Below are 21,149 nucleotides of genomic sequence, written 5' to 3'. Positions count from 1 at the left end.
ATAATGGTAGAATCATAAAAGTATTAAAATTATGGAGGAGAACATTTTAATGTCAAAACACCTAGTAATGCTTTTGGTCTCTATCGCCATGTTTCTTGTCGTCCCTGGCCTGGTTTCTGCAGAAAAAAATGTTGTCATTGATCCTGGACACGGTGGTTGGGATTCCGGAACAAGCGGTTATTCAGGAAAAACAACAGGATTCTATGAAAAACACGCGAATCTGGCAATCTCTTTAAAATTGAGAGATAAACTGGAAGCTGAAGGGTTTAAGGTTTATATGACCCGTTCGCATGATGATACTTACCTAAGCCTTCAAGACCGTGTAGATATAGCCAATGAGTTTATCAAAGGAAAAAATGACAATTCTGTCTTCGTTTCCGTCCATCACAATGCAGCTCCTACTAATATATATCGAAGAGGTTATGAAACTTATTATTATGATAAAGCTGCGGCTTGGAGTGAACAATGGCCTCCGGACCCGATTCAGGTAAGTTATGTAAATGACAGCAAGAGGTTAGCTTACTCTGTCCATCCCAGTGTAATAGATTTAACAGGATTAAAGGATTATGGAGTAAGAAACTATGAAGCATTTTATGTTATTCGAAACACTCAGATGCCTTCAGTCCTGGTAGAAATGGGCTTTATGTCAAATCCGACTGAAGAAGCTCTCATCAAAACGGAGAAGTTTCAGGAAAATTCAGCTGAAGCTTTAAAAAGAGGAATTATAGAATACTTCAAAGTCTTCGAAGTATATACGGCCCGTCATGAACGTCTAAAGACCTTCACCTCGAAGGAAGAGGCCATAGCTTACTCTAAGACTAAAGCAAATACTTATGTTTTTGATAAAGATCAGCAAAAGGAGATATATTCAAATACAAGTTCCTATGATGTTTATCAAAAAGATAATGCATTAATAAAGACAGTTGCCTATAAAGAAGATGCCATTAAGTATGCTGAAGGCATAAAAAATAGTAGAGTAGAAGACGAATCAGAAAGCATCCTGTGGTCTAACTACTTACCTAAGAAATATGGTGTTCATAATGAAAATGAAACGCGATTAAATACATTTTACGATTTAGCGAGCGCTATAAGCTACGCGAAAACAAAGGGTTATCCTACCCAAGTGAAGGATATAAATCGTGTTGAGGTTTTATGGACGAATATCCCTGGCGTAAAAGTAACCCGAACTATTAAAGAGCAAGGGTTAATTGGAAGTGAACGTTTTCAAACGGCAATCAAAGTTTCACAAGAATTATATCCTTCCGGTTTCTCTAACAATAAATCTAAGAAGACTGTTGTCCTTACGACAGCGTATGAATTCGCTGACGCTTTATCAGTTGGTCCTCTGGCAGCACAGCTGGATAATGCGCCGATTCTACTTACTGACAAAGATCGGCTGCATTCGGATGTAGAGAAAGAGATCCAGCGGCTTGGTGCCCAGGAAGTTTACATGATCGGCGGAAAAGGGGCCCTTTCCGAGAAAGTAGAAAGCAGATTAAGAGAATTGAAACTAAGTGTGACGAGACTTGGAGCGGCTGACCGTTATCAAACGAACTTGTTAATCAACCAACAGCTTAAAGATGTCAAGGGCGTTTTTGTTGCTTCAGGTACAAGCTATGCCGATGCATTAGGAGCAGCTCCGATTGCTTCCGCAAACAATTGGGCTATTCTTCTCACTGGCAAAGATACCCTGAGCAGCGCCTCTCTAAACTATCTAAAGGGAAAAGATGTTAAAGTACTCGGTGGTCAGTCCGTTGTTTCCGCGAACGTTGAAAACTTAATCAAAAAACAAGGAAACACTAAAAGCTTGGAGAGATTGGCGGGAGTTGAGAGATATGAAACATTATCAAAAATTCTTCGTGAGTTTACAAGCGTCCTGGACTCTGATCAGTTAGTGATTTCTACAGGAGTCAACTTCCCAGATGCCTTAACAGCATCATCTCTTTCAGTTAAAACTAAGGCACCATTAATTCTTGTAGGTGAGACCATCAGCCCGGATATTTATGATTTCATCCTGGAATACACACCGTCTTCCAAGGTCGAGAGAATCCTAAAAGTCGGCGGTAAAGTTGATACCAAAGTAATTGATAAGGTAGAGAATGTTTTATACTGACCCATAAATATCAAACCGGATTGTTTTAATAAAAGGGATTATAATGAGCATGGTGCTTATGCTCAATTAGGCTCATGCTCTAAACACGAATGAGGATTTCTTAAAATGGAAATGAAGAGGAGGGGCATCTTTGTACGTTCCTAAAAAGGTAATTCTGCTGCTTGTATTTCTCTTAAGTTTGTTATTCTTATCTGCCTGCAGTTCAAATGGCCAGGAGAAGACTGCTAATAACGTTGAGGAAGAAAACCAGCAGGAAAATGCAGAAAAACCAGCAGATGAAGATAAAGAAGAAGAGGAAGAAAGCTCTAATAAGGAAGAAGTGAAATCCAACCAGGATAGTGAAAACTCCGAGGAAGAAAGTACGGAGGAAACTGAAATCAATACTAGTCTGATTGATGCATTAAAACCAAATAAACCTGTAAAGAAAACATTCATTCAAAATGATGAATTCACACTTACTGAAACCATAGTGGATATGAACGATGAATATTTACAACGTGTTTTTCAATTAGGTGATATGGTTACACTTCAAGTGCTTAAATGGGACAACGAAGTCATACAGGTAGTTTATGAACAAAGCAATCCGGACAGCCCTGAAGAAAGCATCCTTGATGATTTCGCTCCTAATAAAGAGGAGCAGCCAATGGCGGATAGTAACCGATCCTTAGGTGACCCATCAGGATGGAAATTGGTAAGTGACAATGAAACTGTGACAGTACCGTACAAAACATTCGAGGGCGTTTACTCTGTTAGAAGTAAGATAAGCGAAGGCAATACTAATACAATTCATACTGTTTACTTTGCACCTGGAATCGGGATGATTAAGGAAGTATTTGAAGAAACAGGTGACGATGGGTATACCGTTGAATCTGTCTTGGAAAATGTAGAATCTCTATAAAACTATTGAATTGGAGTCGCATAGTTCTTTGGGAAGATAAATAGGGTTGATCCGTATTGGCACACCTATTGAAGGAGGATCCATTTTGAAGAAAAAATTATCATTACTGCTCAGTATTTTCGTTATCTTTATGACTATCACCCCGCTTGGTACACAAGCAGCAGGAGAGCCGATTTCCGTAAAATTACAAAATTATATCGGCAACATGACTGCTCTGCCTTTTACGACAAGCGGCAGTTACCAAGTGGACGGGACAAATATATTTATGGAACCTGGCGATAATTATTCTATTAAAGTAGAAGTAGGTAATTTATCATTATATAAAAACACAAGTCTAGTCAAAAAGTTTGGTAAAACAGTTTCTGTCATACCAACTGTTAAGAATTCTATGGATAGTATAATAACAATAAAAGGAAAGTACACAAAATCCTATCTGGGTGAAGTTGAGTTTCAGGTTGAGAATAACAAGTATATCAGACCAGTAAACCACATTACCCTTGAAGATTATTTAAAAGGTGTAGTACCTGCCGAAATGCCGGCATCATGGGGCAGTTATGGCGGTATGGAAGCGCTAAAAGCGCAGGCTGTTGCGGCCAGGACCTATGTACTTAGAAAGGGAAGCTGGACCATTTATGATGGTCAATCAGATCAAGTTTATAAAGGATATGATTGGCATCCGAACACTACCCTGGCTGTAAATGAAACGCAGGGGGAAGTACAAAAGAACGGATCAAGTTATGCCAATACTTTATATTCCTCTTCAAATGGCGGTAAGATTCTTTCAAACACGAATGTGTGGGGAACAGGGTTGGTGTCCTACTTCCAAACCAAAACAGACCCCTATGACAGCAAGATTACTCCATACAAGTCTTGGGATTTTACTCTTTATAAGCAGCAAGTCGACCTGTCAGATGCGGACTTAAAGAAGCCGGAGGATTGGTGGACAAAGCTGACTGAAAAAGATGTAACTATTACTACTAATATAAAAGCCTGGTTAAAGAGTAAAAAGCATATCAATGAAAAGTCAGAAATTAAAATCCTTGATATCCAAGGCATAGAGTTGGATACAGCGTCAGGGAATATTTCTTCCACCGACGTTCTAAATGGCAAAGTAAGTTTTACTTATGTGGAAAAACTTAATGATTCATATGTCAAAGACAGTGAAGGCAACGTTAAAATCCAACAAAAATCAATCTCAGATACTGCTTATAACATTCGTTTTATGTTAGGGACATCTATAATGAGAAGCCCGTATATCTCAAATATTTCTCATGATAAATCAAGCGACCTTTATACTATTAAGGGTGCAGGTTATGGACATGGCATTGGATTAAGCCAGTATGGCGCTTATCAAATGTCCAAAGAAGGTAATGGTTTTGAGAAAATATTAAACTTCTATTACCCTAATACCACAACAAACAGAGAATTAAACCTGAACAACTATTCTCATAGTTTAGAAGGCTCAGACCGTTATGCAACAAGTGCAAGTGTTTCTGGATTTGGATGGGAAAATAAAGCGAAAGCAGTTGTCATTGGACGTGGTGACCTCTCCATTGATGCATTGACTGGAAGTGTACTTGCGAAGAAGTTCGATTCTCCTTTATTGTTAACACAGTCAGATAATCTTCCGGACTCAGTGATGGCAGAGATAAACCGCCTGCAGCCAGAAAAAGTGTATCTCCTTGGAGGTATGGGTGCAATCGGTGCACAAGTTGAAAAACAAATTAAAGGCCTGTCATTTATTGGTGAGAATGATGTCATCCGCATCAGCGGATCAGAAAGATATCAGACAGCAGTAAATGTAGCCAAGGAGATTAATAATAAAGAAGAAGTCTTTGTAGTAACAAAGGATGAAAAGTCTCCAGATGCTTTATCCATTGCCTCATATGCAAGTATGAAACAAATTCCAATTCTTTATACATCTTCAGACTCTTTACATGAAAGTGTTTCTGATTATATAAAGTCTAATAATATCGACAAAGTGACAATCATAGGCGGTAAATCGGCTGTATCTCTTAATGTCGAGGAACAACTGAAGAAACTTGCTGGAGTAGTGACAAGGGTATCTGGAAGTGACAGATATGCAACCAGTATGCAAATTGCAGATAAATATAGCAGTATGTACTCAGATACCACTATTTTCTTTGCACGCGGAGACGTCTTTATTGACGCATTACCAGCATCTTCATTAGCTGCCGCCATGAAATCACCGGTAGTCCTAACACAAAAAGATGCTCTGCCGGCAAGTATCGGGTCATGGCTTGATCAACGGACCATCCTGCCTGATGTATATTTCCTTGGCGGGCAAAATGCTATTTCTAACTCAGTGCGTGATGATATCCGTGAACTTTTAGCGAAATAATCATGATTGAAAAGAAGCTGTTTACGAAGCAGCTTCTTTTTGTATCCACTAAATAGTGTACCCAAAATGTACTGGTGACATGTAACTGTATCATGGTCATTTTTTAAAGAACCCAGTCCTTTAGGATTAGTTTTTAGTGAATAACTTAGGGTAAAAAATAATGAGGGCAAGTTGAAACCTTATCGTTACTGCTGACGTCTAAGTAACTGGTGAATGACCCATAGCTCAAAAAATCTTGTTGGCACATTCCGATTAATGTGATAAGATGATGATGTTTTATGAAGAATTAATTGACGAGATTTGTAAGATTACTAGTTTCTTATTGTTTTGAAAAAAGTGGAAAGACTCCACTATTTTCTAGTTTTTAATTGCCAATGGGTGTTACACTAATACTGAAACTTGATAAGGGGATTTAATTATGGACACTAAAGTTATATTAGCTTTTTTCGCATCTTTGATTACGGTCCTGGTTATTACTCCACTAGTGATAAAACTGGCGATAAAATTTGGTGTAACCGATAAGCCAAATCACCGCAAAGTCCATGAAAAGGTAATGCCGAGGATGGGTGGTCTCGCTATATTTATTGGAGTAATGGTTGGTTATTTCGTTAGTGACCTTCATAACGAAAAAGTTACAGCCATCACTGTTGGAGCAATATTGATCATAATCCTTGGTATTCTAGACGATAAATTTGAATTATCTGCAAAAATAAAATTTTCCGGTCAGCTTTTGATTGCTGTTATGATTGTCAGTACTGGCCTAACCATTGATTTTATCACCATTCCATTTGTGGTAGAAAAATTCCAGCTGGGTTGGATGGCTTATCCAATTACCATTTTATGGATAGTTGGAATTACAAATGCGATTAATCTGATTGATGGGTTGGATGGACTTGCTGCTGGGGTGTCATCTATTGGTATTGCTACTATTGCCATAATGGCTGGATTGGCAGGAAAAGATCTGATCCTGTTGATTTCTGTCATCATCTTGGGAAGCACTTTAGGTTTCTTGTTCTACAATTTCCATCCCGCCAAGATTTTTATGGGGGACACAGGTGCTTTGTTCTTAGGATACAGCATTTCCATTCTTTCATTGTTGGGTCTATATAAGAGTGTTACCCTATTCAGCATTATTATTCCAATAATCATTTTAGGTGTACCTATTTTTGATACTACATTTGCCATAATTAGGCGAGTCATCAATAAGCAGCCAATATCTGCTCCTGATAAGTCCCACTTACACCATCGAATACTAGCCATGGGACTGTCGCATAGAAATACTGTACTTGTGATATATGCACTGGGAGTGTTATTCAGCGTGAGTGCGATTATGATGTCTTCGGTTGCACTTTGGGGTGCTTTGATTATATTGGTCAGCTTGCTGATTATAGCCCATGTTATCGTGGAAACAGTAGGTCTGGTTAATGATCAATATCGCCCTTTGCTAAAATTTTATCGGAAAATGTCTGGACGTCAGCATAATAACTAAACAATAAAAGCCGTTAATGGAGCTGTCCATTAACGGCTTTTTGTTTACTCTGCAGTATGTTCATGCTCCAAATGTCTTTTTAACTCAGTTTGCAGTTCAGATAATCCAGCTTCATCTGGCTGAAAATAATAAATTCCACCGATGTATTGGTCTGTTCCCCTTAAGGAAAGGTTTTCAATCCTTCCGGAATTAAATTCAGGGTATTTCTTTTGAATTGCCAGTGCTTGTGAAACCCTCATATTGGTTTGAACGTTCTCGCCGACGTGCTTTGCCACGTTATCTAGTTTTGTCAGGGAGGAAGGGGCAAGCAGCTTGGCAACTACAGCTGTTAAGATTTGCTTCTGCCTGTCGTTTCGGCCAAAATCCCCTCTGGGATCTTCCTTTCTCATCCGGGCATAAGCTAGTGCTTCTTCTCCGTTAAGTTGCATTTCCCCCTCTGTAAAATAAATGATGTCTTTGTCTTCATCACTTTTTTCTGAGAAGTCAAAAGGTACCTCTATCGTAATACCGCCAACTTCATTAATGATTTTTTTGAATCCTTGGAAGCCAATCGTAACGTAATAATCGACGGGAATATCCAATAATTTTTCAACTGATTCTATTGTTGCTTCTTTGCCCCCAAAAGCATAAGCGTGATTGATTTTATCCTTTACTTCTTTACCAGGAATTTCTACCAGGGTATCTCTTGGCAAACTTACTAGTTTAACTGATTGGTCTGTCGGGTTAAAAGTAGCTATTATTAATGAGTCGGTTCTGCCATTTTGGCCGCCGGTAGAGTAATCTTCAACGCCCATAATGAGAATGGAAAAAGGATCCTTGCTCACTTCTACGGCTTCTTCACGCAGACTTGACTTATGTCCTCTCTCCAATTCACTAAAAGACTGGGTGGCGGCATCATAGGCCTTGTATACAATATAACCTCCATAGGCGCCAATTCCAAGGAACAGCAATCCAAGGACCATGACAACTCTTTTTATACGAAGACCTCGCCTGGTTTTTTCATATCTATTCACTAGATCACTCCATATATATCTGAAAATGTATTCTATAGTATTTCTTAAGCTTCCCTAAAATCAAGAAAGGAAAAGCAAAAAAATAATCAAACTTCTTTTTCTAAATATTCATTATCCGCAGCACATATTTCCCCCTGCCCATTCGTAAGCTCCGTCATCCATTCAACAAAATCCTCTTTCTTATCTTCTTCAACATACGTTTCCACTTCAACGGCATCCAGGTAATGGATGTCCTTTAACGGATACTTCGATGAACGCACTTCATTCTCCACTTTCCCCAGCCAGGTATAATCGATTTTTGTCTTCATCACCCGCATAAGTGTTCTTTCGACAACTCCGACGGCATTCAGCCCCTGTGAGACGGCTTTTCCGTATGCTCTGATTAATCCGCCTGCTCCAAGCTTAATTCCGCCGAAATAGCGCGTGACGACGACGACAGTGTCCTTTAGGTCTCTTTTCTTTAACACTTCAAGCATAGGGACACCGGCTGTTCCGCTCGGCTCCCCGTCGTCATTGGCTTTCTGGATGAGGTTATGCTCCCCGATCATATAGGCAGAGCAATTATGGTTGGCGCTCCAATGCGCTTTCTTTATTTGGTTGATGAAGTCCTGTGCTTCTTCTTCGGTTTCGACACGTTTGATGTGGGCAATAAACCGCGAGCGTTCGATTGTAATTTCATGTTCCCCTGTATCCTTAACGGTTAAATACTTTTGCAGCAAAAATAAAACTCCTCTCGAGCAAGTGTATTCCTCATTTATATAGGTACTAAATCATAATTCGACAAATTGATACTTACTCCCCATTTTACTATACATAAACAGACAAATCATTATTGATTGAATGCTTTAGTGCTTTAACGTGCGAAGAGGGACTGTCCCTCTTCGCACGTTAAAGCACTAAAGGCCCGGTAATAATATGTAATGAAATCTTAATATCCGACAAAATGTGACATGGTATAATAGACGGGGATTTAGTGCAAAACATCTTTTTTTAAAATATGCCTAGATGAATAAAGGAATTTTGAGAGCAGTAGGGAATTTTTAAATTAACATTATATTGTTGGAGCATGATATAGGAAGAAAGGTACGCAGGTTGAATAACAGCTGTGGCTTTATAACTATTTTAGCGAAAAAGCTAATTTTTAATTATTCTGAAATAGTAATGCAATAAATTCCATGTACAATGAGCTTGTTACTAGGAGGAGGGTCCCGTGTCCATTAAAAAGGTGAACACCAAGATGTTGGATAACATTTTAGAGCAGATGATCGACACGGTCGGCCGCAGTAAAGATGATGTTTTTGAAATCGGCGAACAGTGTCGGCAGGATTATGAATCCATCACTAAAGAACTAAAAGTCATAAAAGAATCTGTATTCAAGGTCATCCAGGAAGGTGACGAGCTCGAGCGTAAGTCAAGATTTGCAAGGAAGAGGCTCTCGGAGGTCAGTCAGCACTTTCAAAAGTTCTCCGAGGGGCAGGTAAGGGAAGCATATGAAAAAGCACATGACCTGCAAATGAAGCTTTCCTTGAACAGGCAGACAGAGTCCAGGCTGCGAGAGCGAAGAGACGATCTGGAACGCCGGATTAAAAATCTGGAAGATACCATCGATAGGGCCGAACAGTTGAACTCTCAAATTTCCGTTGTTCTGAACTACTTGAGCAGTGATTTAAAACAGGTCGGTGCCGCCCTTGAAGATGCAAAAGAGAGACACGACTTCGGCCTTCGGATCATCGAGGCTCAAGAGGAAGAACGAAAAAAGCTTTCAAGGGAGATTCACGATGGACCTGCACAAATGCTGGCTAATGTCCTCCTGAGATCGGACCTGATTGACAGGGTCTACCGGGAGAATGGACCGATGGCTGCACTGGGAGAAATCAAGGACCTGAAAAAAATGGTTCGTTCCGCCTTGTATGAAGTCCGCAGGATCATCTATGACTTAAGGCCAATGGCGTTGGATGATTTAGGTTTGGTCCCGACCCTCACAAAATACTTAAGCACTATCGAAGAGTATCATAAGAGTACCAATATTAGGTTTGTAAACCTTGGGCAGGAAAAAAGGCTGCCTTCCAAATATGAAGTTGCCTTATTCAGATTAATTCAGGAATCCGTGCAAAATGCCCTGAAACACTCTGGAGCTTCCGAAATTCAAGTGAAGTTGGAAATAGGCAAAGACACAGTCACCGTCATCATTAAAGACGATGGCAAAGGATTCGACATAAAGCAAAAGAAAAACGGATCCTTCGGCATCATGGGCATGAAGGAACGGGTAGAGATCCTTGATGGGGACATGAGTATTGATTCCAATCCCGGGTCTGGCACCGTTGTCCTTGTCCAGGTACCATTAACAGCATAAATTTTTCTCGTACACATAGGGAGGCGAAATTATGACAACAAATATTGTCATTATAGACGATCATCAGTTATTTCGAGAAGGGGTAAAACGCATTTTAGAATTTGAGCCAACTTTTAATGTATTAGCAGAGGGAGATGACGGGTCAGAGGCTATCGAGCTCGTTGAAAAACACAATCCTGATGTGGTATTGATGGATATCAACATGCCTGAAAAAAATGGCGTGGAGGCTACACAGGAGCTTGTGAAAAAATACCCTGACACAAAGGTCATCATTCTGTCGATACATGACGACGAAAACTATGTGAGTCACGCGTTAAAAACGGGTGCATTAGGCTATCTACTGAAGGAAATGGACTCCGAAGCATTGATTGAGGCGGTTAAGGTAGTGGCTGCCGGCGGATCTTACATCCACCCTAAAGTCACTCACAATTTGATCAGTGATTATCGTCGTCTGGCAAATAATCAGGATACAGGCGGTTTCAAGCAGACGGAAGTAAGACGCCCGCTGCACCTATTGACCCGCCGTGAGTGCGAAGTCCTGCAGATGCTTGCAGATGGCAAGAGCAACCGTGGAATCGGTGAAGCTCTGTATATCAGTGAGAAGACCGTTAAGAACCACGTAAGTAACATCTTACAAAAAATGAACGTAAACGACCGTACCCAAGCTGTTGTGACAGGAATCAAAAACGGCTGGGTGGAAGTTCGATAAGAAATAATGAGACAAGCTCTTGATTGATAAGGGCTTGTTTTTTTGTTTTGGAAGAATAAAAGCTCAAATGCTGGCTGTCGGGACTTAAGATAGAACGCTTTAATCTTAGTGTTTTCCTTTTATTTACGCTCATTTCTAATACTTTGTTGCTATTTAATATAAAGTTAAAGAGATGTGCCTAGATTTCAAGCTATTCACCCTATACAGAGAGACAAGCCCTTGTACCTTAGGGGAAAATCCCACCGTTGGATTTTCTCGAAAGCAACCATCTATGTGAAAACAACCTTTATTTAAGCCTGTTTTCGAAAGAGTATAGTTATACACTCTCAATTTGAAGAGGGTCGACAGAAATGAGTGATGTGAGACTTTCTGCAGAAATAATATGACAGGTGACCTTCGGGCGAAGCGGAGAGCTTCACCACCCCTTCAGCGGAGTTGAACAGCTGCGGTGGTTATCAAACTCATCATTTCAATAGCAACAGTGTATAAGGAAACAGGTAATGCCAAAAGAATCATCCCCGTCTCTAATTGTTGACCACCGGAGTTTTTGTGTAAATGTTTTATTTTTTTAATTAAAAGAGTGAGAAATTTGTCGATAGTATAACAGAGGGCTCTAAAGATTAAAACGGAGGTAGAAAAAGAGAAAATTAAACAGCATCTAAGTATAAAGGGGAGCATGTGATGAAAGAGCAAAAAGGACGCAAAAAACTAAAAGATATTAAAAAAAGTAATTTTCTGAATAAGACACTGCAAAGGCAAGTATTGATACCGTTTTTAGCGTTGATCATCATTTCGGGCGCTATTATTTCGTATGTCAGTTACAAATCGAGTGTTTCATTGACTACAAATGAACTTATTGCCAATGTAGAAAAGCAAATGGAAGGAGTAAATAATTCCTACGAATTATTTTTCCGGAATATAGGTAATACCGTAAATAGGTTTAGTGCTGATTCAATGCTGCAAAATTACCAGCAAGAAAACGGTACTAAAAATATTCTTGATGACTTCCGAAAAGATGCGGAAGCCAACGAGGCCATCCTCAATATATATATGGGGACGGACGATAAGGGAGAGATGATCCTTTACCCTCATACGGAACTGCCTTCAGATTATGATCCTAGAACAAGACCGTGGTATACAAAAGCCGTAGAAAATGCGGGTGAAGTCATCTGGACCGAGCCGTACATAGATACTGCTACCAATGAAGTAATTGTAAGTGCGGCGAAAGCCATTGAGAAGTCAGGAAAAGTAGTTGGCGTCTTCAGTGTGGATGTATCAATCCAAGCGTTAACGAATATCGTAAAGGATATTAAAATCGGTGACACAGGATACGCAGCTTTGTTTGATAATACCGGGAAATTCCTTGTCCATCCTGTGGCAGAAAAAGTCGGCGCGGATGCCTCTGGCGAATCCTTTTATAAAAAAATGGAACAAGCAGGGGAACATGGAATTGTAGAATATGAATTTGGCGGAGAAGACAAAATCATGGGATTTGTCACAAATCCTACTACAGGCTGGCAGATTGTCGGCGCTGTAACTGTCTCTGAATTCGAGAAAAAAGCTCAGGGAGTGCTGTTTCCCATCCTGATCACTTTGGGAATTATCATCCTGCTTGCAATATTAATTTCAGTATTCATTACAAGGACGATCACAAAGCCAATCCGCAAGCTTCAGGCTGCAATGCAAGAGGCTGAGGAAGGCAATCTCGTGACGAACATTAATACAGATCGTCCAGATGAAATTGGCCAGTTGTCCGTTAGTTTCTCTAACATGTTAAATCAGTTCAAGCTCATGATGAAAAAAGTATCTGATGTCTCCATGCAGGTAACCGATGCTTCACAAACATTGGTGGCAAGTTCCGAGGAAAATACTGCGGCTTCCAATGAAGTGGCAATAACGATGGAACAGATTGCTTCCGGTTCTGGGGAGCAGACAAGCCTGCTGGAAAAGAATTCAGAAGCGACAAATCATCTGGCAGAAATGATCCGGAAAGTGGAAGAGCAGTCTCTTGAAATTCAAGAGAAATCAGATAAGCTATCCACTACTTCCGTTGAAGGAATGGATAAAATTCAGCTGCTGCAGAAGCAATTTGACCGTGCTGATGAAATGATGACAGAAATGGTCTCCGCTGTCGGGTCTCTCGACGCCAAATCTAATAACATCAGTGCAATCGTAAAGACAATCAGCGAAATTGCAAGCCAGACCAACCTATTGGCATTAAATGCTGCCATTGAAGCTGCGCGGGCCGGGGAACAAGGAAAAGGGTTTGCGGTAGTAGCAGATGAAGTAAGAAAGCTTGCTGAACAGTCAGAATCTGCGCTTACCCAAATCGGAGATATTATCGGTCAAATGCAAAATGAAACGAAACATACAGTCGGATTGATTACCAGAACGAATGAAGTAATGGGGGAGCAAGGGCAGGCTGTTACTGATACAGAGGGTGCCTTCCTTACCATCAAGACTGTCATAGATGAAAATAATAGTAAGATTTCCGAAATCGTTGATTCTATGAAACGCATGGTGGAGCAAAAAGAGGTGCTGGTCTCAAATGCATCCCATATTACTTCTATCAGCCAAGAGACGGCTGCCGGAACAGAAGAGGTTTCTGCTTCTATAGAAGAAACAACGGCGTCTATGGAACAACTAAATAAGCTGGCTGAAGAGTTGGATTCCCATTCACGAGAAATGAGAAAAGAGCTGGAGAAGTTTATTATTGAATAAGAAGAAGGGCTGTTATCACAAAGGTGAAGCAGCCCTTTTTAAAGCGTGAAGAATTTCTGTAATCTTCTAGGTTTGTATTGACTACCCAGTGTTTGGTACAGGTTCCCTTAAAGAAGCAGAGAGTGAGTATTGAATAGCCGATATAATACATTTTCATATAATGTTTAACAGAATTTTTGGTTTAAGCAGGTTGTAAAGAGGGTATTAAATGGAACATAAATTAGTTGATACTTTAGTCCTAATACAAAGTACTTAAGCAACCGTTCAGGAGGAAACACAGTGGAAAAGGAGAATACATCTTTCATTAATGAATTATCTAAAGGAAAGCTGAGTCTGCGAATAAAGACGGTGGCTGCTGTCATCTTCAGTCTGCTTATCAGCTCGCCGATTTCAGCTTATATCAATACATATGTGGAGAAAGCTGTGGATGGCAGTTACGGTGTCTATATCAATACCGGAGTAACGTTGTTGGTGACCACCTTCATTATCAGTTTGTTTATGCATTTTATTGTGATCAGGCCATTGAAGGGCGTAATCCGAACAGTAAATCAAGTGAAGGAAGGCGATTTGACCGTGTCGGCCGCTTACCGGTCAAAAGATGAGATTGGTGAATTGGCGGAAGCGATTGATTCCATGACGGAGAATTTAAGTAATCTAATCAAAAAAACTAACGATACGGTTAGGCAGGTGGCTGCTTCTTCGGAGGAGCTGCAGGCCGGGGCTGGGCAAAACAATAAAGCGATTGAACAGATTTCTGTTGCTGTTTCCGAAGTTGTGGGAGGAGCGGATAATCAGGCGAATAGTGCCTATGAATTAACACAGTCTGCACAAGCTATTTCGGTGGATATGCAGGAATCTTCGGAATCCATGGCTAGCATGGCGAAATTAGCAGATTCGGCAAATAGGAAGGCAGACCGTGGAATTGTGCTGGTGACAGAAACGGTCAAGCAGATGAATCACGTCCAGGAGTCTGTGTCGGCCACCTCCAGGCTTATCAATGAACTTGGCAGCAAATCAGGGGATATTGGAAAAATTGTTGAAGTCATTACTCAACTTGCTGATCAAACCAATCTTTTGGCACTGAACGCGGCCATTGAAGCAGCGAGGGCTGGGGAACAAGGAAAAGGATTCGCCGTTGTGGCAGATGAGGTACGAAAACTGGCAGAACAATCAGGAAAAGCGGCAAGCGATATCCAAAAACTAATTGAAGAAATACAGAAAGAGACCAATAATGCGGTAAATTCTATGCAGGCTGGGGAAGCTGTAGTCGGTAAAGGTATTACTATGGTCAATGACACAGGAAATTCTTTTGAAGATATAGCAGCGGATATCCAGAACATCTCGAGGCAGTCACAAGAAGTCAATTCTATCATGCAAAGGGTGAATGAGAAATCGAAAGGCATGAACCTGAAGATTGAAAGCATCGCTGCCATCACTGAACAGACATCGGGAAGCACACAGCATGTGGCAGCCTCCATTGAAGCACAGAATGCAGCCATGGAAGAAATCGATCAACTGTCGCGAAGCTTGAACGGAATAGCACGTAATTTGAGTGAAGATCTTAAACAATTTCAATTAAGTTAACAAGGAAAAGAACCGGCTGATCCTCTAAGGAAAAGCCGGTTCTAGTGTTTTCTCCGCGCAAAATCAACAAATCGGAACTTATCCAGCCTATGCCGGGACTCTGTGTATTGAAAGAGAGTCGTGTCTTCCAGATGCACATAGTTTTTAACAACGACGACATGGTCAAAGCCGTCGAGATCAAGGTATGAACGGTCTTCTTCGGTGCATTCTTCCACCACGATCTCTTTTTTTGCATAAGAGATAGGAAGCTGAAGTTCATTTTCGAGGTATTCATAGATTGATTTCTCGCAAATTTCTTTTGTCAGGAGAGGAACATTCTTTTTCAAAAAGTAGTCTTTATCAAGGATGATGCGTTCTCCTTTGATGTTCCGGGCACGTACTACCTTCCACACTTCTTCCTCCTGTTCGCAGCCGAGTTGTTTGGCGAGCGTTTTATCAGGAGTGATGAGGCCGAAATCGTAGACGATCGTTTGCGATTCGCCCCCCAGGGAACCCTGTAGTTCCTTGAAACTGACCAGTCCGGAGATCGGAAAGCTTAATTTTGACATATCCAGGACCAGCGACCCTTTACCGCGTATCTTTTGGATGAACCCTCGTTGGGAGAGCAAGGTCAGGGCTTTGCGGATGGTTTCCCGGGAAGTTTCATAGAGTTCTGAAAGTTCATTTTCAGAAGGCAGCGTTTCGTTTGCTGGGAAGGTCCCATCCTGAATTTTATCTGCAAGTTCTTGGTATATCTGCATATATTTATTCTTTTTTGTCATAATATCACCATATTCATTCTACCATACTCAGGTATTTTCAATAAGAGCTTGAGAGTTTTGGGATTTTTCAGGTAAAATGGAGTTATCGCATATTTTAGAAAAGGGTGAAGGATTTGACTACACAGCTTTGGAAAAAAATCATGATAGGTCTTGGAGTTAGCAGCCTTTTGCTGGCAGGCTGTAACAATAATGAGCAGGGTGCTGAAAATACGGACAAGCCCGAAGAAACGCAGGAGGAAACAGCGGCGAATCCTCTTGAAGAACAAACGGCTCAAATTTTGAAGGATGCCGAGAATCTGGAAGAAGCGACAGATATTCCGGAAGAAGAAAAGCAGGCTATCCTCGATGCGTTTAATGAATATATCGAATCATTCAACGATGAAGATGTAGACAGATACTTAGCGACTCTTTCCGATACACCAGTCAACTTTACACTGGATGAGGAAGAAGCCGCTGTCAATAATATCTTCAGTAAGCTTGATGTAAAACGTGAAGCTTCAAATGTAAAAATTATCAACTACCAAGGGAAAAAAGCGGATGTATATGCTGACTTGGAAGTCTTAACGAAGGATCCTAACAGTGACCGTCAGGCAACTACAAGCGGGAAGCAGTTAACAATCTTCCAGAAGACGGATGAAGGCTGGAAAGTATCGATGATTAAAGTCATGCAAAATCCGGATAAACCAGAGTCTGATTCTGCATCTGAATAATTTGGAAAAAGTGCCAGTCTTGTGCTGGCACTTTTTTTAATATATAAATATGGTTTCAGTTAATAATAAGGTGATAAATGGAAGAGATGATGAAAAGGACTTTTAAGAAAACGAGCGTGTAGATTTACACTTTGGCTTTACTTTCAATAATGGCATCGCATTTCACAATCATAGTGGTTAGCTCTGTTAATAAATCAATATCATAAAATTCGGAGATAGAAAGCTTTTTTCCATCTTTTCCTCTAAAGATCCTAACCTTTGGACGTTGGGGGAATCTTTGATTATAACCGATAACAACCCCTTGCTGTCCTGTACTTAAAGTGACTGTTACACCAATGGGGAAAATGGCTACAGCCTCTTTAAATGCCTCAATCATATCGATATCGTATCTAATATAACAATAACCATACAGCACTTCCATTGCCTCATGAGGAAGCATTGCTTTTTCTCTAATCAATCTATCAAACTTTTCAGCAACGGCAATAATTCTTGCAAACTGGTGAATTTCATTCTTTTTCAACCCTCTTGGATACCCGCTTCCATCCACATTTTCATGATGCTGATAAGCACAATGAGCAACTAATAAATGTAGTTCAGACTCTTTCCTTAACATTTCAAACCCAATTTCAGTATGTAATCTCTTTTCCTTTTTTTCGTCATCAGTTAGGTCGGTTTTAGTCAAAAGTGATTGGGGTAATTGGAGCTTTCCTATGTCATGGAAGAGTGCCCCAAGCCCTAAAATATGTAAAGATTTTTCAGGTATGCCTAGGATTCTCCCGATTGATAAGGAATAAAGGCTTGTATTTAGTGAATGCTCGAACATGGAATCATTATTGATTTGTAAATGTGAAATTAAGTTTAAATGATTAGAAGAACTCTGAAGCTCACGGATAACATTAGAAAATGTATCTTTCAAAGATCTAAAGTTACTTAACCGATTTGTGATAGCTACTTTGTTTGTGGATTTATTTTTCATAGTTGAAAATACATTAGAAATGGTTGCAATAGTCTTGGTTCGCAGCTCGTATGGTATATCATCGTTCACATTAATGATGTCATCTGTCACTTCAGATTTAATGTAGATAAAAGAAATACGCTTTTTTATTCGCTTAATATGGGCTTCAGTTAAGGAGGTACCTACATTTAAAAGAAGCCGGGCATCTTCAGTATAAATTGGTTTTGCTAGGACCATTCCGGGTTCACAATTGTTAATCGAGACTAATCTCACCTAATCCCTCCTTTTGAACATAAAATTATTTTGTCTGTATAAGCCTATAATACTATGAAACTTAACCTGATTACAAAATATTCTAAAAATTAACCTGTAAAAGTATCAAAATATTAACTTTAATAAGGGAATATCGTAGATAGAAGAAATAGAGAGTCCCTGAAAATACATAGTGGAATAAAAATGTAGATATTAGGAGACGCTGGGTACCTATTTGGATTAAAAAGCAAGTCTGTTAGGTTTTGTGTAGATTCTCCTTCATTTAAAGCGGAAAATATTTTAACATTCTATAAATATAAAAAGGGAGCGGTCTTATATTATTTAGTGAAAATGGAAACGTCCATATTGGGCGTTTCCATTTTTCACTTTTAGAAACCACTATATTTTAAAAATTTACCCTGTATTGAGCTATGTACCTTAGTCTGTTAATTTTAATGGTTTTTTAAAATTCGATATTTTAGCCAATCCCTATCGAAACATTACATTCCTTATAAATGGTTTCGTTTTAAATTAATCCTCTTTATAATATGATGGTTGAGAGTAAAACATAAACTTACACCAAAGGAGATACATATGACTGAATTACTAATGGAAACCTGCCTTGACTATATCCTCATCAGCAGCTTTATTATTGTCTTAGGTTTATGGTTAGTGTTGGATACTTCAAGGGGTTCTTCCATCAATGATAAAAGAGACATATACAAATTGAATTTCAGATCCATTGGTTTCACCATTCTGATTTGGAGTATGAATATCGTGGCACTTATTGGCTATCAATGTCCTCATCCTGCCAAGTTTAATACTCTTTTACTCGCTATATCCTTTTTAATTTATATGGGTTTATCATTTCTTATATTTTATTTTCCGAAGAAAAATACCATTAAAGTAACCAGCTATTATACAAGTACTTTATTATTAACTGTAGTTTTTTTATCTGCTCAATTTATAAACGTTTTGGCTATGGATCTAGGGGAAAAGCATTTCGACTGGGGCGTGATTATTCTTGGAAGCGTGCTTACCTTCGTCGCTTTATATTTACTTCTATATTTCCTCTCTACTTTTACTGAAGAGAGCAGCCTCCCACGTATTCGTTTGGCTAAGAAGATAGGGAAGGTGGTAACAGTTGGCGGGTTATTAATTGGATCTCAATATTTGATATTGGGCGCTGTCACCCTTAATTCTCCTTCCTCAATCACTAGATATATGGAAGCGGGGCAGCAGTCTATAGCTCTCCTCGTAGGGGCGGCTAGTCTTTTTATCTTTATGAGTTTTTTAATTGTCTCTTATGTCGATAGAGAAAGAATTATGATTCAGAAGAAATTATTAGACGAGAAATGTAAGTCCCTCTTTGAGTATAGCCCTCTCTTGGTAATTGAAATAGATGACCAGGGAGTCATAAAGGATATGAATCAAACATTTTTAACAAGGTTTGATTGTGTGAAGGAGTCTCTATTATCAACGAATGTCTTTTCGCTATTCTCAAACCAGGAGCAAGGATTATTACAAGAAACCTTGGATAAAGCCCGTACCCAGCAAGGAGATTTTATTGACTTGCCAGTTACCATATCATCAGGTGAACTCATTGATTTAAGAATTACGTTTCTTCCGGTTAAACAGGACAATAAAACTATTGGATTTTACTTATTAGGTAGGGATATCACGGAATTGAATGACAAAATGGAAGAATTACAGCGTGCTGAACAGAATTTAAGAGATATATTAATAAATCAAGATAGCATTATTAGTAAGTTTAAAAAAATTGATAATGATTTTGTTTTTACTCTAGTAGGTGGTCAATTGCTAAATAAATTTGGCTATCATCGTAATGACTTTTTAGGTAAAACGTTAAGGAATATATCATTAGAACCTGAACTTTATAACTTATATTTAGGGTATTATGAAAGGGCATGGAATGGTGAAGAGGTTACTTTTGAACTGTTGACTTCTAGTGAAATAACCCTATTAACCTCATTAATGCCTGTCAGAAAAAATGGAGAAATTGTTGAAGTGATCAGCACCGTGGTGGATATTACCGAACAAAAGAAGGCCGAACAAAAAATGCAACATGCTAAAGAACAGGCCGATAAGGCGAATAAAACCAAGTCCGAGTTTCTTTCGAAGATGAGTCATGAGTTAAGGACTCCTTTAAATGGCGTGTTAGGTTTCACTCAAATTCTAGATTTAGATCCGGATTTAACGCCGCAACAGCGTAGTCATGTCCAAGAAATTTTTATGGCTGGAAAGCATCTTTTACAGTTAATTGACTCTGTTTTGGATTTAGCCCGCATAGAATCGGGAAGATTAATGCTAAACATGGGTAAAGTGGATATTGCTGCAGTCCTACAGGAAAGTGTACAAATGGTGTCCCATAGTGCTTCTCAACATAATATACAGATTAATACCCATGTACCACTTGGCGGGGCCTTTGTTTGGGCGGACAATACAAAATTGAGACAAGTATTCATTAATTTATTGGACAATGCTATAAAATATAACCAATTCAATGGGCAAATTCATGTGGAAGCTTATCAGAAGGTTGGACTGGCTGTCATCAAGATAAGAGATACCGGGGTAGGCATTCCTAAAGAAGAGTTGCAGAAGATATTCACCCCCTTCTATCGAAGCAACTCCCTGAACGGTTCAGTCGAGGGAGCCGGCATTGGACTTTCGTTGGTAGAACAATTCGTGAAGTCATTTAAGGGAGACATACAACTGGAGAGTGAAATGGGGAAAGGGACAGTAGTTTGTTTGGAATTCCCTCTTTACAAGGCAGGGGATTTGGTAAACACTCCTTCTCAACTTGTCGGGCCACCTCCAGAGCTGGATATCCCTGATTCGACCGTATTGTATATTGAAGATAACAAGATGAATCATTCCTTTCTTCAACATTTCTTTAAAAACTACAAAACCATCAATTTCCTTAGTGCGATGACAGGGATTGAAGGATTAATGATCTTAAAAGAAGAACCTGTTGACCTTATCCTTCTGGACATGAACCTTCCGGATATCCATGGTATGGATATTATTGACCTGGTTCGCCTCAATGAGAAACTAGATGTACCGATCATAACGGTCAGTGCCAACGCCTTAAAAGAAGATATCGAAAAGGCAAAGCGAGCTGGTGCCAATGAATATTTAACCAAACCAATCGACCTTTCTATACTAGTCAAAACGCTAAATCACTATCTTGGGAGGGATCGTTTCTAAA

14 protein-coding genes and 1 pseudogene are annotated in these 21,149 nt (G+C 39.6%); 11 read left to right on the top strand and 4 right to left on the bottom strand.

All coding sequences use genetic code 11. The features are described 5' to 3' along the window. Nucleotides 1-49 precede the first annotated feature (49 nt). From V1502_RS18395 to V1502_RS18380, 4 genes are all read left to right on the top strand, one after another. Nucleotides 50-2,113: an N-acetylmuramoyl-L-alanine amidase gene (locus V1502_RS18395; RefSeq protein WP_409252038.1), complete on the top strand. Its 2,064-nt coding sequence runs from the start codon at nt 50-52 to the stop codon at nt 2,111-2,113. 130 nt (nt 2,114-2,243) lie between these two features. Next, entirely contained in the window at nt 2,244-3,011 is a 768-nt protein-coding gene (locus V1502_RS18390; RefSeq protein WP_409252037.1) for a hypothetical protein, read from the top strand. 85 nt (nt 3,012-3,096) lie between these two features. Beyond that, on the top strand, nt 3,097-5,373 hold the full coding sequence (locus V1502_RS18385) for a SpoIID/LytB domain-containing protein (protein WP_409252036.1): 2,277 nt from the start codon (nt 3,097-3,099) through the stop codon (nt 5,371-5,373). A 418-nt stretch (nt 5,374-5,791) separates the two neighbouring features. Further along, nucleotides 5,792-6,862 (top strand): glycosyltransferase family 4 protein, encoded by a 1,071-nt coding sequence (locus tag V1502_RS18380; protein ID WP_409252035.1) that lies wholly within the window; start codon nt 5,792-5,794, stop codon nt 6,860-6,862. A 44-nt stretch (nt 6,863-6,906) separates the two neighbouring features. On the opposite strand, the gene V1502_RS18375 is transcribed toward V1502_RS18380, so the two are convergent. Together V1502_RS18375 and V1502_RS18370 are read right to left on the bottom strand one after the other, a co-directional pair. Further along, a complete protein-coding gene (locus tag V1502_RS18375) occupies nt 6,907-7,875 on the bottom strand; it encodes an LCP family protein (protein ID WP_409252034.1) in 969 nt (322 codons plus the stop codon). Between the two features lie 86 nt (nt 7,876-7,961). Beyond that, nucleotides 7,962-8,594, bottom strand: coding sequence for a YigZ family protein (locus V1502_RS18370; protein WP_409252033.1), 633 nt, complete (start codon nt 8,592-8,594; stop codon nt 7,962-7,964). Nucleotides 8,595-9,085: 491 nt separating this feature from the next. Here V1502_RS18370 and V1502_RS18365 point away from each other — a divergent pair, with 491 nt between their 5' ends. The 5 genes and pseudogenes from V1502_RS18365 (at nt 9,086) to V1502_RS18345 (ending at nt 15,242) form a co-directional block, all read left to right on the top strand. After that, nucleotides 9,086-10,228, top strand: a complete 1,143-nt coding sequence (locus V1502_RS18365) for a sensor histidine kinase (RefSeq protein WP_409252032.1) — start codon at nt 9,086-9,088, stop codon at nt 10,226-10,228. Between the two features lie 28 nt (nt 10,229-10,256). Further along, nucleotides 10,257-10,937 carry a response regulator gene (locus V1502_RS18360; RefSeq protein ID WP_409254392.1) on the top strand — a complete coding sequence of 227 codons (681 nt, stop codon included), beginning with the start codon at nt 10,257-10,259 and terminating at the stop codon, nt 10,935-10,937. A gap of 681 nt (nt 10,938-11,618) precedes the next feature. Next, nucleotides 11,619-12,707, top strand: a pseudogene (locus V1502_RS18355) (cache and HAMP domain-containing protein); the annotation flags it as partial. Next, complete coding sequence (locus V1502_RS18350) at nt 12,708-13,658, top strand: methyl-accepting chemotaxis protein (protein ID WP_409254391.1); 951 nt, start codon at nt 12,708-12,710, stop codon at nt 13,656-13,658. It abuts the pseudogene before it with no gap. A gap of 498 nt (nt 13,659-14,156) precedes the next feature. Further along, nucleotides 14,157-15,242 (top strand): methyl-accepting chemotaxis protein, encoded by a 1,086-nt coding sequence (locus V1502_RS18345; protein WP_409254390.1) that lies wholly within the window; start codon nt 14,157-14,159, stop codon nt 15,240-15,242. 41 nt (nt 15,243-15,283) lie between these two features. On the opposite strand, the gene treR is transcribed toward V1502_RS18345, so the two are convergent. Beyond that, the gene (gene treR / locus V1502_RS18340) at nt 15,284-16,003 is read right to left on the bottom strand and encodes a trehalose operon repressor (protein WP_409252031.1); all 720 of its coding nucleotides are present in this window, start codon (nt 16,001-16,003) and stop codon (nt 15,284-15,286) included. 113 nt (nt 16,004-16,116) lie between these two features. Between treR and V1502_RS18335 the strand changes: the two genes are divergently transcribed. Then, nucleotides 16,117-16,713, top strand: a complete 597-nt coding sequence (locus V1502_RS18335; protein ID WP_409252030.1) for a hypothetical protein — start codon at nt 16,117-16,119, stop codon at nt 16,711-16,713. 124 nt (nt 16,714-16,837) lie between these two features. Here V1502_RS18335 and V1502_RS18330 read toward each other — a convergent pair whose 3' ends face one another. Beyond that, nucleotides 16,838-17,941, bottom strand: a complete 1,104-nt coding sequence (locus V1502_RS18330; RefSeq protein WP_409252029.1) for an HD-GYP domain-containing protein — start codon at nt 17,939-17,941, stop codon at nt 16,838-16,840. 573 nt (nt 17,942-18,514) lie between these two features. Here V1502_RS18330 and V1502_RS18325 point away from each other — a divergent pair. Further along, nucleotides 18,515-21,148 carry an ATP-binding protein gene (locus V1502_RS18325; protein ID WP_409252028.1) on the top strand — a complete coding sequence of 878 codons (2,634 nt, stop codon included), beginning with the start codon at nt 18,515-18,517 and terminating at the stop codon, nt 21,146-21,148. Nucleotide 21,149 lies beyond the last annotated feature (1 nt).

Origin of the sequence: Rossellomorea sedimentorum (genome assembly GCF_046237645.1) — a bacterium.
GTDB classification, from domain to species: Bacteria; Bacillota; Bacilli; order Bacillales; family Bacillaceae_B; genus Rossellomorea; species Rossellomorea sedimentorum.
The sequence above is the reverse complement of the archived record's forward strand: the minus strand, read 5'-3'. Positions and strand labels throughout refer to the sequence as shown.

What these genes read in the sequence shown, in the direction of transcription:
- V1502_RS18395 (WP_409252038.1), top strand. Translation starts at nt 50, where the DNA reads ATGTCAAAACACCTAGTAATGCTTTTGGTCTCTATCGCCATGTTTCTT.
- V1502_RS18380 (WP_409252035.1), top strand. Translation starts at nt 5,792, where the DNA reads ATGGACACTAAAGTTATATTAGCTTTTTTCGCATCTTTGATTACGGTC.
- V1502_RS18350 (WP_409254391.1), top strand. Translation starts at nt 12,708, where the DNA reads ATGTTAAATCAGTTCAAGCTCATGATGAAAAAAGTATCTGATGTCTCC.
- V1502_RS18345 (WP_409254390.1), top strand. Translation starts at nt 14,157, where the DNA reads ATGCATTTTATTGTGATCAGGCCATTGAAGGGCGTAATCCGAACAGTA.
- treR (WP_409252031.1), bottom strand. Translation starts at nt 16,003, where the DNA reads ATGACAAAAAAGAATAAATATATGCAGATATACCAAGAACTTGCAGAT.
- V1502_RS18325 (WP_409252028.1), top strand. Translation starts at nt 18,515, where the DNA reads ATGACTGAATTACTAATGGAAACCTGCCTTGACTATATCCTCATCAGC.